This window comes from Amycolatopsis sp. FBCC-B4732, assembly GCF_023008405.1.
In the GTDB taxonomy this organism is placed as follows: Bacteria; Actinomycetota; Actinomycetes; order Mycobacteriales; family Pseudonocardiaceae; genus Amycolatopsis; species Amycolatopsis pretoriensis_A.
In genome coordinates this window covers 6,163,558-6,179,383 of record NZ_CP095376.1, presented here as the reverse complement: position 1 = coordinate 6,179,383, position 15,826 = coordinate 6,163,558, and the positions used below count along the sequence as shown (strand labels likewise).

The 15,826-nt window shown below is 71.8% G+C and carries 15 protein-coding genes; 7 read left to right on the top strand and 8 right to left on the bottom strand.

Features of this window, described 5'->3' with window-relative positions; all coding sequences use genetic code 11:
- Positions 1-65: 65 nt before the first annotated feature.
- Positions 66-566, top strand: coding sequence for a GNAT family N-acetyltransferase (locus MUY14_RS26930; protein WP_247013081.1), 501 nt, complete (start codon positions 66-68; stop codon positions 564-566).
- 4 nt (positions 567-570) lie between these two features.
- Here MUY14_RS26930 and MUY14_RS26925 read toward each other — a convergent pair whose 3' ends face one another.
- Both MUY14_RS26925 and MUY14_RS26920 read right to left on the bottom strand, forming a co-directional pair.
- On the bottom strand, positions 571-870 hold the full coding sequence (locus tag MUY14_RS26925) for a hypothetical protein (RefSeq protein WP_247013079.1): 300 nt from the start codon (positions 868-870) through the stop codon (positions 571-573).
- Positions 871-943: 73 nt separating this feature from the next.
- Positions 944-1,720, bottom strand: coding sequence for an IclR family transcriptional regulator (locus MUY14_RS26920; RefSeq protein ID WP_247013077.1), 777 nt, complete (start codon positions 1,718-1,720; stop codon positions 944-946).
- A gap of 112 nt (positions 1,721-1,832) precedes the next feature.
- Here MUY14_RS26920 and aceB point away from each other — a divergent pair, with 112 nt between their 5' ends.
- Both aceB and MUY14_RS26910 read left to right on the top strand, forming a co-directional pair.
- Positions 1,833-3,407, top strand: a complete 1,575-nt coding sequence (gene aceB / locus MUY14_RS26915; protein WP_247013075.1) for a malate synthase A — start codon at positions 1,833-1,835, stop codon at positions 3,405-3,407.
- Complete coding sequence (locus MUY14_RS26910; protein WP_247013073.1) at positions 3,408-4,595, top strand: DUF6986 family protein; 1,188 nt, start codon at positions 3,408-3,410, stop codon at positions 4,593-4,595.
- Between the two features lie 43 nt (positions 4,596-4,638).
- On the opposite strand, the gene MUY14_RS26905 is transcribed toward MUY14_RS26910, so the two are convergent.
- Together MUY14_RS26905 and MUY14_RS26900 are read right to left on the bottom strand one after the other, a co-directional pair.
- Complete coding sequence (locus MUY14_RS26905) at positions 4,639-5,835, bottom strand: DUF2786 domain-containing protein (protein WP_247013071.1); 1,197 nt, start codon at positions 5,833-5,835, stop codon at positions 4,639-4,641.
- A gap of 34 nt (positions 5,836-5,869) precedes the next feature.
- Positions 5,870-7,201 carry a PucR family transcriptional regulator gene (locus tag MUY14_RS26900; protein WP_247013069.1) on the bottom strand — a complete coding sequence of 444 codons (1,332 nt, stop codon included), beginning with the start codon at positions 7,199-7,201 and terminating at the stop codon, positions 5,870-5,872.
- A 121-nt stretch (positions 7,202-7,322) separates the two neighbouring features.
- Here MUY14_RS26900 and MUY14_RS26895 point away from each other — a divergent pair, with 121 nt between their 5' ends.
- Genes MUY14_RS26895 through pucD form a run of 4 tightly spaced genes read left to right on the top strand, consistent with a single transcriptional unit; the run spans position 7,323 to position 12,233 of the window.
- The gene (locus MUY14_RS26895; RefSeq protein WP_247013067.1) at positions 7,323-8,186 is read left to right on the top strand and encodes a xanthine dehydrogenase family protein subunit M; all 864 of its coding nucleotides are present in this window, start codon (positions 7,323-7,325) and stop codon (positions 8,184-8,186) included.
- Complete coding sequence (locus tag MUY14_RS26890) at positions 8,177-8,644, top strand: (2Fe-2S)-binding protein (RefSeq protein WP_247013065.1); 468 nt, start codon at positions 8,177-8,179, stop codon at positions 8,642-8,644. Before MUY14_RS26895 ends, MUY14_RS26890 begins: the two co-directional genes overlap by 10 nt.
- Positions 8,641-9,981, top strand: a complete 1,341-nt coding sequence (locus tag MUY14_RS26885) for an 8-oxoguanine deaminase (protein ID WP_247013063.1) — start codon at positions 8,641-8,643, stop codon at positions 9,979-9,981. The genes MUY14_RS26890 and MUY14_RS26885 overlap by 4 nt, the downstream gene beginning before the upstream one ends.
- Positions 9,978-12,233, top strand: coding sequence for a xanthine dehydrogenase subunit D (gene pucD, locus MUY14_RS26880; protein ID WP_247013062.1), 2,256 nt, complete (start codon positions 9,978-9,980; stop codon positions 12,231-12,233). Before MUY14_RS26885 ends, pucD begins: the two co-directional genes overlap by 4 nt.
- Here pucD and MUY14_RS26875 read toward each other — a convergent pair whose 3' ends face one another.
- From MUY14_RS26875 to uraH, 4 genes are all read right to left on the bottom strand, one after another.
- Positions 12,234-13,811 (bottom strand): ricin-type beta-trefoil lectin domain protein, encoded by a 1,578-nt coding sequence (locus MUY14_RS26875; RefSeq protein WP_247013060.1) that lies wholly within the window; start codon positions 13,809-13,811, stop codon positions 12,234-12,236.
- Positions 13,812-13,914: 103 nt separating this feature from the next.
- A complete protein-coding gene (locus MUY14_RS26870) occupies positions 13,915-14,475 on the bottom strand; it encodes a TetR/AcrR family transcriptional regulator (protein ID WP_247025251.1) in 561 nt (186 codons plus the stop codon).
- Positions 14,476-14,578: 103 nt separating this feature from the next.
- Entirely contained in the window at positions 14,579-15,460 is an 882-nt protein-coding gene (gene pucL, locus MUY14_RS26865) for a factor-independent urate hydroxylase (protein WP_247013057.1), read from the bottom strand.
- Positions 15,461-15,462: 2 nt separating this feature from the next.
- Positions 15,463-15,780, bottom strand: a complete 318-nt coding sequence (gene uraH / locus MUY14_RS26860; RefSeq protein WP_247013055.1) for a hydroxyisourate hydrolase — start codon at positions 15,778-15,780, stop codon at positions 15,463-15,465.
- Positions 15,781-15,826: the final 46 nt, after the last annotated feature.

The window sequence follows — 15,826 nt, the reverse complement described above, 5'->3', positions numbered from 1 at the left end:
TCCGCTCGTGCCCCTCCTCGTACCAGACGTCGCGAAGCCGTCATCCGCTACGAGAGAGGACAATCATGACCGCCATCCACGGCGATCGGGTGCGGCTGCGCCCGATCGGCCCAGCGGATCGCGCCCGCGCACGCGAAATCCTGGCCACCCCGGAGGTCGCCCGCTGGTGGGGCGAGCCGGAGTCGGAAATCGAGAGCATCTACACCGCCGAGGACGGCTTCCGCTGCTACGTCATCGAGGCGGACGGGGCCGTCGTCGGGCTGATCCAGAGCTGCGAGGAGCTCGACCCGCAGTACCGCCACGCGGGCATCGACATCGCGATCGACCCGGGCTTCCACGGCCGCGGCCTCGGCACGGACGCCCTCCGCACCCTGGCCGGGCACCTGTTCGACCAGGGCCACCACCGCCTGACGATCGACCCCGCGGCGGCCAACGAGCCGGCGATCAGGGTGTATTCGAAGATCGGCTTCCGGCCGGTGGGCGTACTACGCCGCTACGAGCGGGCGGCGGACGGCAGCTGGCACGACGGCCTGCTGATGGACCTGCTGGCGGGGGAGCTGAAGTGAGGGATCAGCCCTTGTCGATCAGCCGCTGAAGCAGCCCGCTGATCTGTTCCATGCTGATGTTGACCTTGGTGAACCCGCTGTCGACCTTGGCTTCCAGCGTGTCCAGCCGCTGGCCGTGCTCGACCTGGGTCTCGCGCAGGGCGTTCAACACCTGGGTGTGGCCATTCAAGGTCTGCTTGAAGTCGGACACATCCCGGTCCGCCGCGCCGGCCAGTATGCGGGCGGCCGCGGCGTCTCGCCGATACTGGTGTCCCTGTTCCTCCAACGCGGTTACGCGGGCTTCGAGATCATCGAGTCTTGCCATGCCGTCGATCTTACCGGCGGGGTCTGCACCCTCCGCAGCAGGGTCACTTTCAGTCACTAGATATCACCCTCTGTCACACTGATAGTGGCGCTTGGGAGAGACTCGCACCCAGGGCGTCCGCCACCCGCTGCACCGCCGGGGCGATGTGCGCCACCGCCTCGGCGGTCAGCCGCCCCGACGGGCCCGACACCGACACCGCCGCCGGTACCGGCGCCCCCGGCACCGCCACCGCGACGCACCGCACACCCAGCTCCTGCTCCGCCTCGTCCAGCGCGTACCCCTGCGAAGCGATCCTCGAAAGCTCGACCGCCAGCAGATCCGCATCCGTGAACGTGTGCTCCGTGTACGCCGGCATACCGGTCCGCGAGAGCAACGCCTGGACGTCCTCGGAAGGCAGGTGCGCCAGCATCGCCTTCCCCACCCCGGTCCCGTGCGGCAGCAACCGCCTCCCGACCTCGGTGAACATGCGCATCGAGTGCTTCGAGGGGACCTGGGCCACGTACACGACCTCGTCGCGCTCCAGGACCGCCAGGTTCGCCGTCTCGCCGACCTCCTCGACCAGCTCCGCCAGCAGCGGCCGCGCCCACGCGCCGAACTGCATGCTCGCGTTCTCGCCCAGCCGGATCAGCCGCGCGCCCAGCGCGTACCGGCGGTTCGTGTTCTGGCGGACGTAGCCCAGGTCGACCAGGGTGCGGATCAGCCGGTGGATCGTCGGCATCGGCAGCCCGGACAGCGTCGCCAGCTCCGACAGGCTGGCTTCGCCGCCGGTGTCCGCGAGGTGTTCCAGCAGCTCGAAGGCACGCTGCAGGGACTGGACGCCGCCGTCGCGACCGTTCTTCTCCGCCGGCACGGTGGCCCTCCTTACGTCGGCGTTGAGCTTCCGCTATGCAGAAACTATAGTCCGGCTGGTAGAAAACCGTAGGGCCGTTATCCAAAGATCCGAACCCTCGAGGTGTTTCCCCATGTCTTCTGAAGTCCAGGTGCTGGGCGACCCGGTCGAGCGCGGCGACGAGATCCTCACGCCGGAGGCGCTCGCCTTCCTCGCCGGCCTCCACGACGCCTTCGCCGGCCGCCGCGACGAGCTGCTCCAGGCGCGGAGCAAGCGCCGCGAGGAGGCCCGGACCACCGGCAGGCTCGACTTCCTGCCGGAGACGAAGGAGATCCGCGAGAGCGACTGGCAGGTCGCCGGCGCGCCCGCCGCGCTGCGGGACCGCCGCGTCGAGATCACCGGGCCGACCGACCGCAAGATGACCATCAACGCGCTCAACTCCGGCGCGAAGGTGTGGCTGGCCGATCTCGAGGACGCCAACACCCCCCACTGGGTGAACGTCGTCTCCGGCCAGGTCAACCTGTACGACGCCGTCCGCGAGACCATCACCCTGGAGAGCGGCGGCAAGAGCTACGCGCTCAAGGACGTCGAGCACGCCACGATCGTGGTCCGCCCGCGCGGCTGGCACCTGCCCGAGAGCCACCTGAAGTTCGGCGGCCGCGAGGGCGTCGGCGCGCTGGTCGACTTCGGCCTGCACTTCTTCCACAACGCGGCGGAGCTGCTCAAGCGCGGCAAGGGCCCGTACTACTACCTCCCGAAGATGGAGAGCCACCTCGAAGCGCGGCTCTGGAACGACGTCTTCACCCACGCCGAGAAGGCGCTCGGCATCGAGCACGGCACCGTCCGCGCCACCGTGCTGATCGAGACCATCCCGGCCGCGTTCGAGATGGAAGAGATCCTCTACGAGCTGCGCGAGCACGCGTCGGGCCTCAACGCCGGCCGCTGGGACTACCTGTTCAGCGTCATCAAGTACTTCCGCGACGCGGGCGAGAAGTTCGTGCTGCCGGACCGCAACTCGGTCACCATGACCGCGCCGTTCATGCGCGCCTACACCGAGCTGCTGGTGCGCACCTGCCACAAGCGCGGCGCGTTCGCGATCGGCGGCATGGCCGCGTTCATCCCGAGCAAGGACCCCGAGACGAACAAGGGCGCCTTCGACAAGGTCCACGCGGACAAGTCCCGCGAGGCCGGCGACGGCTTCGACGGCTCGTGGGTCGCGCACCCGGGCATGGTCGAGCTCTGCAAGGAGGAGTTCGACAAGGTCCTCGGCGACCAGCCCAACCAGCTCGGCCGTACCCGCGACGAGGTCTCCGTCACCGCCGACCAGCTGCTCGACGTCGCTTCGACGCCGGGCGGCGCGACGGCGGCCGGCCTGCGCGCGGCGGTCGACGTCGGGGTCCGCTACATCGCGTCCTGGCTCGGCGGCAACGGCGCGGCGGCCATCCACAACCTGATGGAGGACGCCGCCACCGCCGAGATCTCGCGCTCGCAGATCTGGCAGTGGGTCAAGAACGGGACCACTTTGGACACCGGCGACACCGTCACCTCGGAGCTGGTCCGCGGTGTGCTCGCGGACGTCCGCGGCGAGCTGGCCGGCGAGCTCAAGCCCGAGCAGCTGGAGCCCGCCGTGGAGCTGTTCGAGCAGGTCGCGCTGGCCGACGAGTTCCCGGACTTCCTGACCCTGCCCGCCTACGAGCGGATCAAGTAGGTGCGTCTTCCCGAAGACGTCTACGCCGCCGCGGACGCGCGTCTGGCCGAGGCCGACGCGCGCGTCGCGGCGGCGTACCCGGGGGAGCGGCCGGGCCGGCAGCCGGTGCACACGGTGTACGTGCCGGCGTCGCAGTACCGGACGCGCCTGGTCGCCGACTGGGGCAAGCAGGCGATGCGTGTCTTCGTCGAGCACGAGGACCTGCTCGGGCTCGACGCGTCCGGGTATGAACGCGTGCGCGCCAAGCTGCTCACCGAGCCGATCGAGGACCTGCGGATCGACTTCGAGGACGGCTACGGCCGCGTCCCCGACGACGTCGAGGACGCCGCCGCGCTGGCGGCCGGGCAGACCCTGGCCACCACCGGCGGGACGCCGTTCTGCGGCATCCGGTTCAAGAGCTTCGAGGCGGCGACGCGCCGGCGCGGGATCCGCACCCTGGACCTGTTCCTGACCGGGTTGCTCGGCAACGGGCCGCTGCCGCCCGGGTTCGTCGTCACGCTGCCGAAGGTGACGGCGATCGAGCAGGTGTCGGTGGCCGCGGAAGTGCTGGCGCGCCTGGAATCCGCGTACGAGCTCGCCGAGGGGACGCTGCGGTTCGAGGTCCAGATCGAGACGTCGCAGTCCATTGTGGACATCGACGGGACGCTCGCGGTGCCGCGGATCGTGCAGGCGGCCGAAGGCCGGTGTTCGGGCCTGCACTACGGGACGTACGACTACAGCGCCGGCCTCGGCATCGCGGCGGCGTACCAGAGCATGGAGCACCCGGCGGCGGACCTCGCCAAGGGCCTGATGCAGGTCTCGGCGGCGGGCACCGGCGTCCGGCTGTCGGACGGCTCGACGAACAAGCTCCCGGTCGGCGACGCGCTGCCCGCGGCGTGGGCCGAACACCTGCGCCTGGTGCGGCGGTCCCTGGAACGCGGCTTCTACCAGGGCTGGGACCTGCACCCGCACCAGCTCCCGACGCGCTTCGCGGCGACGTACACGTTCTACCGCTCGGGGTTCGCCGAGGCGGTGGACCGGTTGCGCGCGTACGCGGAGAAGAAGGCCGGGGGCGTGCTCGACGAACCGGCGACGGCCCAGGCGCTGGCGGTGTACCTGCTGCGCGGCCTCGACTGCGGCGCGCTCGACGAGAGCGAGCTGTCGTTCGGGCGGCCGGAGCTGGAGAAGTACGCGCGGCGCGAAGGCTGAGCAGCGGCCGGGAGTGTCCCGGGGGCGCGTCCGGTGACCGGAGTCACTCGCCGAGCCGGGCGCGGTCGGCGGCCTCGCGGCCCGCGCCCCAGCCTTCGTGGCTGCGCACGGTCACCGATTTGTGCACCACTTCGGGGAACCGGGTGCTGAAGGCCGCCTCGACCTTCAGCTCGTGCGACGCCAGCACCGGCAGCAGCCGGTCCCGGTCCGGCGCCTCCGCGATCGTCACTTCGGCGGCCTGGTCGAGCCGCTCGCCGATGCGGGTGGCGTAGGAGACGAGGAACGACTTCCGGAACGCCCGCGACCGCCCGGCCGGGTCGGCGATCATCGCCCGCGTCGCCTGGACGAGCAGGGACGTCGTCATCAGCTCGACGGAGTCCAGGTCCGCCTCGTCGCCGACGACGGTGACGAACCCCCAGCGCGGGTCGAAGACCGCCCGGCACCGGTCGGCCTTCGAGACGACGTGCACCAGCAGCGACTTGGCGTCGACGTACGGCGTGTCGAGCCAGATCCGGCGGGCCGCGGGCAGCTCGGGCGCGGCCTCGCCGGCCTCGACGAGCACGCGGTCGAGGGCGTACCGGGTCATCAGCTCCTGCGCCTTCGCCGAGAGAGCTTCGGCCTCGTCCGGGAACGAGCTCGACTCGGCCTTCGCCAGCAGCGCGCGCACCCGCCCGAGCTTCTTCTCGTCGACGGCGTGGTGCGCGGGCCGCTCCGGGGTCGCGGTCCCCGGCACGGGCAGGACGAGGGTGACGGGCGGCAGGGTCAGCAGGAAGCCGAGCGCCTCGATCACGGTCGTCAGCGCTTCGGCCGGGGTGAGGATGTGCTTGGCCGCCCAGTGCGTCAGGTGCGGGTCCGGCCACCACCGCACGGCGCCGACGTCTTCGAGCTGCTCCCGCCAGCGCGGGTGGACCGTCGCGGGCGCGAACTGCTCGACGTGGGCGGCCAGCGCGTCGAGCACGCAGGACCGGGCGAACTCGTCGACGCGGCGGCGGGCGGCCTGGTCCAGGTCCTCGGGCAGCCAGCCGCCCCGGCAGACCCGCGCGATGACCTGCTGCCCGGCCAGGTGCGCGCCCTCGGCCACCTCGGCAGGCAGTTCGAGGCCGGGCGCGAGCCGGTCCGCCGTACCCCGCGCGGTCCCGTGGGCGGCGGCGAGCAGCGTGTCCCGAGCTTCCTCGGCCGTCGGCACCGCCCCGGCCCACGAGACGGCTTCCTCGACGGCGACGCGCTTCCGTTTACCCACGCCCCGAGTGTGCCGCAGCGGTCCGCCCGCCCGATCACCCTCCCTCGTCGCCGGCGCGCAGGGCGAGGTAGACGTCGAGCTGGTCGGTGAACTCGGTCAGGTCCGCGCCGAGCAGCTCGCCCGCCCGGCCGATGCGGTAGCGCAGCGTGTTGACGTGGACGTGCAACGCCTTCGCCGCCCGCGTCGGCGAACCCGAGCACTCCAGGAACACCCGGACCGTGTGCACCAGGTCCGTGTGCTGCTCGGCGTCGTAGGCCAGCAGCGGCCCGAGCACCCGGCGCCGCAGGGCCGCGCGGACCCCGTCCGGGGCGCCGGCGAGCAGCAGCTGGTGCGCCGCGACGTCGGCGGCGGGGACGACCACGACGCGGCCCGGCCGCCGGGCCGCCACCCCCACCGCGTACCGCGCGGTCTCCCACGCCTCGGTCCGCGGTGCCGGTTCGCTGACCCCGCACAGGATCCGCGTCGCCCGGAGCAGAGGTTCCACAGTGGACAGCTCCAGTGTGGACGGTTGCGCGGTCGTCGCCGCGTACGACGTGTCCCCGGTGGACTCCAGCAGGAGCCCGTCCGGCAGCAGCTCCCGCAGGACGTCCCGGCTCTCGTCGCTGCCCTCGGTCCGCAGCGCGACGACGCGGGCCGAGGCCGGCAGCTCGGCTTCGGCCGGGGCGGTCCGCGCCCGGGTGACCCCGATCAGCCCCGCGAGTTCCTCCGCCAGCTCGGCCTGCGCCGTGCTCAGCGGGCCGCCGGCGGCGATCAGCCACGGCACGGCTTGGCGCCCCTCGACCGGGAGCACCGTCAGCGGCCCGGGCTCGCGGGCCGCGTACCGGCGGACGACGTCTTCGGCGGGCAGGGGCAGCGCGGCGGCGCCGGCGATCACCCGGCCGAGGCCGGAAAGCACCCAGCAGGGCAGCCCGAGCTCCGCCGACGCGCGCTCCAGCAGCGTCTCGACCGGGGCGTCCGCGGCGGCCTGCAAACGTTTGCGCGCGCTGTCGGACGCGGCGGCCAGCGCCAGCACCACCTGCTCGGTGATCACCGAAAACGACAGGTCGGTGGGCACTTCCAGCAACGGGATGCGGTGCCGCGCGCAGGCGTCGACCACGTCGGCCGGGATCCCGCCGGAATCGGCGCCGGACGCGGCCAGCGCAGCCGCGCCCGAGCGGGCCAGCGCGGCCACGAACGGCTCGGCGTCGCCCGGGCGCCGCCACCAGAGCAGACCGGACAGCACCAGTTCGCCCGCCGACAGGTACCGTCCGGGGTCGGGCAGCTCCGTGACGTAGATGCGCGTCACGGGCCGGTCGAGCAGGTCGGCCCCGGCCAGCGGGCGCAGCCGCAGCCGCGGCAGGCCGAGCAGAGTTTTCACGGTCGTCATCAGGCTTGTAGGAAAGCACAAACGTCCCCGGGTTCGCTGCTGTGCGTTTCATGCGCCGTGCCGTTGCCGCCCGTGCCCGGTTTGGCGTCTACTGGTCCATCGCCCTCACAAAGGAGCACGAGTGGAGTTCCTGCGTCCCAAGACGCTCGCCGAGGCCCTCGCCCTCAAGGCGGAGCGGCCGGCCGCCGTGCCGATCGCCGGCGGCACCGACGTCATGGTCGAGCTGAACTTCGACCACCGGCGCCCCGAAGCCATGCTGGACCTGACCACGGTGCCCGGGCTGACGGAGTGGTCCACATCGGACGGCACCGTCCGGCTGGGTGCCGGCGTCCCGTACACCCGCGTGATCGCCGAAGTGGGTGAATCCGTCCCCGCGCTGGCCATGGCGTCCCGCACGGTCGGCTCGCCGCAGATCCGCAACCGCGGCACGGTCGGCGGCAACCTCGGCGCCGCGTCCCCCGCCGGGGACACCCACCCGGTGCTGCTGGCCCTCGACGCCCGGATCGAGGTGGCCTCCGTGCGGGGGACCCGGCTCCTCCGCGCGGAGGAGTTCTACGTCGGCGTGAAACGCCACTCGCTCGAGCCGGACGAGCTGATCACCGCCGTCCACCTGCCCGCGCACGCCGGCCCGCAGCAGTTCGCCAAGGTCGGGACGCGCAACGCGATGGTCATCGCGGTCTGCTCGTTCGCGCTGGCCCTGCGCGACGGGAAGGTGGGCGCCGCGATCGGGTCCGCCGCCCCGACGCCCCGCCACGCCCGCGAAGCCGAAGAGTTCCTGGCCGCCGAACTGCCGTGGGGCTCGGCCGAGGCGCTGCCCGACTCCCTGAAGCGCCGCTTCGGCGAGCTGGTCGCCGAAGCGACGTCGCCGATCGACGACGTCCGCGGCAGCGCCGCGTATCGGAAGCACGCGCTGGGGGTACTGGCGAGGCGTACGTTGACCTGGGCCTGGGACGACCACCGGACGGGGGAGCGCGCATGCGCCTGAATGTCACGATCAACGGCGAAGACCGCCAGGCGGACGACGTCTGGGAGGGCGAAAGCCTGCTCTACGTGCTGCGCGAGCGGCTCGGCCTCCCGGGCTCGAAGAACGCCTGCGAGCAGGGCGAATGCGGCTCCTGCACGGTCTACCTCGACGAAGTGCCGGTGTGTGCCTGCCTGGTCGCGGCCGGGCAGGCCGAGGGCCGCGTGGTCCGCACGGTCGAGGGACTGGCCGACGGCGACACCCTCGACCCGCTCCAGCAGTCCTTTGTGGACAACGGCGCCGTGCAGTGCGGCTTCTGCACCCCTGGCCTGGTCGTCGCCGCGCACGACCTGCTGAACCGCGTCCCCGACCCGAGCGACGAGGAGATCCGCGAAGCGCTCGCCGGCAACCTCTGCCGCTGCACCGGCTACGAAAAGATCCTGGACGCGGTGCGCGCGGTGGCGAAGGGTGGTGTCGCGTGAAGACCCTCATCGCGAACGCGGCGATCGCCACCGTCTCCGGCCCCGAGTACGCCTCCGGCCACGTCGTCGTCGAGAACGACCGGATCGCCGAAGTCGGCGAAGGCGTCTACACCGGCGAGTTCGACGAGCGCGTCGACGCCGCCGGCTGCCTGGTCACGCCCGGCCTGATCAACACCCACCACCACCTCTACCAGTGGGCGACCCGCGGCCTGGCCGCCGACCACACGCTCTTCGAGTGGCTGGTCGCGCTCTACCCGGTCTGGGGCCGCCTGGACGACGAGATCACCCACGCCGCCGGCACCGCCGGGATGGCGCGCCTGGCGCTGACCGGCTGCACCACCGTCGCCGACCACCACTACGTCTTCCCGCGCGACGGCGGCGACCAGGTCGCGGCGCTGGCCGCGGCCCGCCAGCGGATCGGCGTCCGGCTGCACGTCGTGCGCGGGTCGATGGACCGCGGCGAGTCCGACGGCGGCCTGCCGCCGGACAACCTCGTCGAGACGACCGAGGACGCGCTGACCGGCACCGAAGCCGCGATCGGCCGCTTCCACGACGACTCGCCCGGCGCCCACCTGCAGATCGCCGTCGGCCCGTGCTCGCCGTTCTCGGTCACCGAACGGCTGATGTCCGGCGCGGCCGAGCTGGCCCGCCGCAAGGGCGTCCGGCTGCACACGCACCTCGCCGAGACGCTCGACGAAGAGAAGCAGTGCCTCGCCGAAGTCGGCTGCACGCCCGCCGAGTACGCCGACAAGCTGGGCTGGCTCGCCGACGACGTCTGGCTCGCGCACACCGTCCACCTCGCGCCCGACGCGATCCGCCGCTTCGGCGCGACCGGCACCGGCTCGGCGCACTGCCCGACGTCCAACGGCCGGCTCGGCGCCGGCATCGCCCCGGTCCGCGACCTGCTCGACGCGGGCGTGGCGGTCGGTCTCGGCGTCGACGGGGCCGCGTCCAGCGAGTCCGGCGGCCTCGCCGAGGAGCTGCACCAGGCGCTCCTGCAGGCCCGCCAGCGCGGCGGGCCCCGCGGCCTGACCACGCGGGAAGCGCTGTGGATGGGCACGATGGGCGGCGCCCGCTGCCTGGGCCGCGCGGCGGATCTCGGCTCGATCGAACCCGGCAAGCTCGCGGACCTCGCCGTCTGGGACCTGACCGGCCTGAACCACGCGGGCATCGCCGACCCGGTCGCGGCGCTGGTGCTCGGCACGACGCCGCCGCTGCGCCGGCTGTTCGTCGGCGGCAAGGCGATCGTCGAGGACGCCACCCTGCGCGAAGCCGACGAGTCCGCGATCGCCCGCGAGCTGGCGGCCGCGAGCGCCCGGTTGAGGGAGGCCGGATGACCACCACCGTCAGCACGCAGGCGGCCGACGGCGTCGGCACGTCGCCGCGGCGACCCGACGGCACGGTCAAGGTCCGCGGCGAATTCGCCTACTCTTCGGACCTCTGGCACGAGGACATGGTGTGGGGCGTGACGCTGCGCAGCCCGCACCCGTACGCGCGGATCACCGCGATCGACATCACCGACGCCCTCGCCGTGCCCGGCGTCTACGCGGTGCTGACGCACGAAGACGTCCCGGGCGTCAACCGGTACGGCCTGGAGCACTCCGACCAGCCGGTGCTCGCCTCCGACGTCGTGCGGTACCAGGGCGAACCGGTCGCGCTGGTCGCCGCCGACCACCCGGAGACCGCGCGCCGCGCGATGAAGCGGATCGCCGTCTCCTACGAAGAGCTGGAGCCGGTGACGGACTCCGAAGCGGCTGTCGCGGGCGAAGGCGCTTCGCTGCACGACGGCGGCAACGTCGTGCGGCACGTGAAGATCCGCCGTGGTCCGCAAGAACTCGCCGCGGACGTCGTCGTTTCCGGCGTCTACGAGGTCGGCATGCAGGACCAGGCCTTCCTCGGGCCGGAGTCCGGGCTCGCCGTGCCGGACACCGAAGGCGGCGTCGACCTCTACGTCGCGACGCAGTGGCTGCACGTCGACCAGCAGCAGATCGTGGCGGCGCTGGGCCTGCCGGTCGAGAAGGTGCGGCTCACGCTCGGCGGTGTCGGGGGCGCGTTCGGCGGCCGCGAGGACCTGTCGATGCAGGTGCACGCGTGCCTGCTCGCCCTGCACACCGGCAAGCCGGTGAAGATGGTCTACAACCGCGAAGAGTCGTTCTACGGCCACGTCCACCGCCACCCGGCGAAGATGTACTACGAGCACGGCGCCACCCGCGACGGCCGGCTCGTGTACGTGCGCACGCGGCTCTACCTCGACGGCGGCGCGTACGCGTCCTCGACCGGGGCGGTGGTCGCGAACGCCGCCACCCTCGGCGCCGGGCCGTACAAAGTGGACAGTGTCACGATCGACTGCTGGGGTACGTACACGAACAACCCGCCGTGCGGTGCGATGCGCGGGTTCGGCGCGGTGCAGGCGGCGTTCGGCTACGAGTCCCAGATGGACAAGCTCGCGGCCGCCTGCGGCCTGGACCCGGTCGAGATCCGCGTCCGCAACGCGATGAGCGAGGGCGACCTGATGCCGACCGGCCAGACCGTCGACTCGGCGGCCCCCGTCGCCGAGCTGCTGGGACTGGTGCAGGACAAGCCGATGCCGCCCGAGCGGCCCTTCGACCTGCGGCACCTGCCGGGCGGGGTCTCGAACACCACGCACGGCGAAGGCGTCGTCCGCGGGGTCGGCTACGCCGTCGGGATCAAGAACGTCTGCTTCTCCGAGGGCTTCGACGACTACTCGACGGCCCGCGTGCGCCTGCAGCTCGTCGGCGGCGAGCCCGCGGCGACCGTGCACACCGCGGCCTGCGAGGTCGGCCAGGGGCTCGTCACGATCATGCAGCAGATCGTCCGGACCGAACTGGGCGTCGACCAGGTGACGATCCTGCCGATGGACACCTCGATCGGCAACGGCGGCTCGACGTCGGCGTCACGCCAGACCTACGTCACCGGCGGCGCGGTCCAGGCCGCCTGCGGTGCGGTGCGCGCGAAGCTGCTGTCGCGGTTCGACCAGCGGGTGCGCGTGGTCGGCGGCAAGCTCGTCGCGGCCGACGGCCAGGTGCTCGCCGACCTGGTGGACGTCCTCGGCGACGACGTCTACGACGAAACCGTGGAGTGGCGGCACCGGCCGACGACCGCGCTGGACCCGGAGACCGGGCAGGGGACCGCACACGTGCAGTACGCGTTCGCCGCGCACCGGGCGGTCGTCGACGTCGACGTCGAGCTGGGCCTGGTCAAGGTGGTCGCGCTCGACTGCGCCCAGGACGTCGGCAAGGCGCTCAACCCGCAGGCCGTGCTGGGCCAGATCCAGGGCGGTTCCGCGCAGGGGCTCGGGCTCGCGGTGATGGAGGAGATCCAGACCTCCGGCGGGAAGATCCGGAACCCCTCCTTCACCGACTACCTGATCCCGACGGTCCTGGACGTGCCGCCGATGAGCATCGACGTCCTGGAGCGCCCGGACCCGCACGCGCCCTACGGCCTGCGCGGGGTCGGCGAGCCGCCGACGATCTCGTCGACCCCGGCGATCGTGGCGGCGATCCGGGCCGCGACCGGGCTCGCGCTCCCGCGCGTCCCGGTCCGGCCGGAGCACCTCACCGGCACCTGATCAGCGCTTGAGCGACCAGTTCTGGTTGGCGTCGTCGTTGCAGCCCCAGAGTTCGAGCTGGACGCCGTTGACGTTGCCGGCGGGCTTGTCCCCGCCGGTGACGTCGACGCAGAGCCCGGCCTGGGTGATCGAGCCGTCCGCGGCGAGCTTGAACTTCTGGTTCGCGCCGCCGTGGCAGGTCCAGACGATGAGCTTGGTCCCGGCGGCGCTGGTGCCGCCGTCGGCGTCCAGGCACAGGCCGCCGGCCTTCAGCTCACCGGCACCGGTGAACGTCCAGGACTGGTTCGCGCCGCCGTCGCAGTCCCAGATGTCGACCTTGGTGCCGGGCGTGGTGACGTTGCCGTTGATGTCGACGCACCGCGAGGACGACGCGCCCTGCAGGGGCTGCGCGGTGCCGGTGCTCGAGCCGGACGCGCCGGCCTTCACGCGGTAGATCACCGTGCTGTGCGAAGGAACCGCGGCGCTGATCGTCCCGGTGCTCGTGGTCAGCTCCTTCGACCACAGGTTGGTCAGCCGGTAGCTCGACGCGGCGGGCAGCCCGGCCGCGGCGGCCGTCGTCGAGACCGTGCGGGTGTCGCCGTTTTCGTTGAACAGCACCACGGCCACGTCCCCGTCGGACAGCGGTTTCGCGAGGACGTCCAGGCCGCCGGACGACGAGATCCGCCGGGCCTGCTTGCCCAGGGTGTCCTGGTCGACGGCGATGACGTCGCCGTTCAGGTACGTCGAGAACGTGGCGACGCTGGCGGAGCGGAGGTCGGCGCCCGCGATCAGCGGCGCGGCCATCGCGGCCCAGAGCGTGAAGTGGGCGCGGTCCTCCTGGAAGTCCATGCCGTCGCCGACTTCGAGCATGTCCGGGTCGTTCCAGGCACCGGGCTTCGCCGCGGCCGCGAGACCGACGTTCTGGCGGTAGATCGAGTCGATGCTGCCCCAGTTGTTCGTGATGTCGCCGGTGGTGCGCCACAGGTTGCCGACGTCCGGCGCCCAGGTCGACGGGCTGAAGTTGCCCCATTCGCAGATGCTGTAGGCGATCGGGCGGCCGGTGGCCTTCAGCGCGTCGCGCATCGCGGCGTAGCGGCGGACGTAGTCCTGCTGGTTCTCCCCGGCCGGGCTGCCGCAGTTGTCGTACTTGAGGTAGTCGACGCCCCAGCTCGCGTAGCTGTTCGCGTCGGTCTGCTCGTGCCCGAGGCTGCCGGGGTAGTGCTGGCAGGTCTCGGAGCCGGCGCTCTCGTAGATGCCGAACTTCATCCCGCGCGCGTGGATGTAGTCGCCGAGCGCCTTCAGGCCGCCGGGGAACTTCGCGGGGTCGGCGACGAGCTTGCCCGCGCTGTCGCGGGTGCGGGTCATCCAGCAGTCGTCGAGGTTGACGTAGGTGTAGCCGCGGTCGCGCATCCCGGAGCTGACCATCAGGTCGGTGGTCTGCTTGACCAGCGTCTCGTTGATGTTGCACTCGAAGGTGTTCCAGGTGTTCCAGCCCATCGGCGGCGTCCGCGCGAGGCCGTTTTCGAGGGCGTCGGCGGGTGGGGACACGATTCCGAGGGCGGCTACGGCGGTGGCGAGGACAGCGAGGACACGGCGCATGGCAGCTCCAACCGACAGCGGTGGGGGAGGAGGAGAAAAGAAGCTTCCGTGTCCCCTGCTGTGCGGTCAAGCGCCATCTTGAGTATTCGTGTTGGATTCCCGACTAAAGTTGTGTGTTCTCGTTGAGGAGCCGGCGAGCGACGTCGACGGTCGCCGCGCCCGCCACGGCCATCGCTTCGGTGTCGCGCAGCGAGCGGCAGAGCACGAACGCGCCTTCGAGGTTGTTGACGGCGGTGATCGTCAACGTCCGGGCGGCTTCGGTGCCGATGCCGAACTTCGCGAACTTCTCGGTCCCGGCGTCGATCCACGCCGTGAAGACGTCGGCGGTGGCCTGGCGTAGCGGCTCGTTGGTGCTCGCGACTTCCAGCGCGACGGTCGCGATCGGGCAGCCCTCGACGTAGTCGGTGGCTTCGAGCGTCGCGATCCCGGCGGCGAAGAAGGCTTCGATCCCGCTGATCAGGTCGGGCGCGGGCACGATGAAGAGGTCGAAGAGCTGGATGTAGGCGAGCCCGGAGGTGCGGATGACCTCCTGACCGAGCTGCTCCTTGCCGCCGGGGAAGAAGTGGTAGAGCGACCCGAAGGGCGCGTTCGCTTCCGAGACGATCTGCTTGAGCCCGGTGCCGGTGTAGCCGTTGCGCCGGAACAGTTCCGCTCCGGCGGCCATGATGCGTTCCTTGGTCCCTGCCACGCCCCCATGATAGAGCGATCTATCCACCGCACTTTCACGTGAAAGTGCGGGGACGGCACTTTCCCTACGAAAGCTCCGCTCAGTGGAGGTCCCAGGCCGGGCCCGGGTCCTCGGCGTCGTCACGCAGGATTGTGCCCTCGATCAGGCCGTACGGCCGGTCCGCGGCGTAGAACACCTCGTTGTCGTTCTTCAGCCCGAACGGGCTCAGGTCGACCAGGAAGTGGTGCTTGTTCGGCAGCGACAGCCGGACCTCGGCGACCTCTTCGCGGGTCTCCAGCACCGCTTGCCCCATCGCGTACAGCGTCTGCTGCAGGGAAAGGCTGTGCTTCGTCGCGAACGTCGCCAGCAGCACGCGCCGGATCTCGCGGTGGCTCTCCGCCCAGTCGACGTCCAAGCCCTGGTAGCGCCACTTCGCCGTGACGGCGGTGGCGAGGATGCGGTCGTCGGTCTCGGCGAGCGTCGTGTACTCCTCGCGCGGGAAGCCGTGGAACTCCGAACCGGTGGACTTGAGCAGCGTCAGGCCGTCGATGCCGGACACCACCCACGCGCGGTCGCCCTGGACCGTCACGGCCGTCGTGCGCCGCTCGTCACCCGAGCGGCTGAACGCGTGGTCGTGCGGCTCGTCGCCGACCGCGATCCGGTCCCAGCCGTGCTCGTCGATCTTCACGCGCGCGCCGGTGATGTTCTGCTGCGTGCCGACGAAGTGGCGGGCCAGGCGCAGGCCGAAGTCCTCGATCTCGCCGACCGGCGCCTCCTTCGCGAAGGCGTACACGGTGTTCTTCTGCGTGTCGGTCGCGAGCACGCCGGCGTTGTCGCCGGTCAGGTGCGTCGCGGCCAGCTCACCGCGCAGCGACGTCGACACGGTGAGGTCCTTCAGGTGGTGCACGGGGCCGTCGCGGCGCACCGTGACCAGGCGGACCTCCGCCTTGCCGTACTGGTTGGGGCCCAGGGTGATGGCCACGGTCAGCTCCCTCGGTAGGTCGAATGGGCGAACGGGCTGAGCAGGAGCGGCACGTGGTGGTGCGCGGTGCCGTCGAGGATCCGGAAGGTCAGCGCGACCTCCGGGAAGAACGCGTCCGGGCCCAGGTAGGCGCCGGTGTCGAAGACCAGGCGGTAGACGCCGGGCTCGAGGGTTTCCGGGCCGAGGTCGCGGACGCGGCCGTCGTCGTCGGTGCGGCCCTCAGCAATCGGTTTCCCGTCGGCGGTCTCGAAGCGGACGGCGATCCCCTGGGCGGGGCACCCCTTCGCCGTGTCCAGGACGTGGGTGGTCACGAGACTCACGCGCACACCTCGCTGGCGCTCGGTGCCGCCTGAGCCGGAAGCGCAG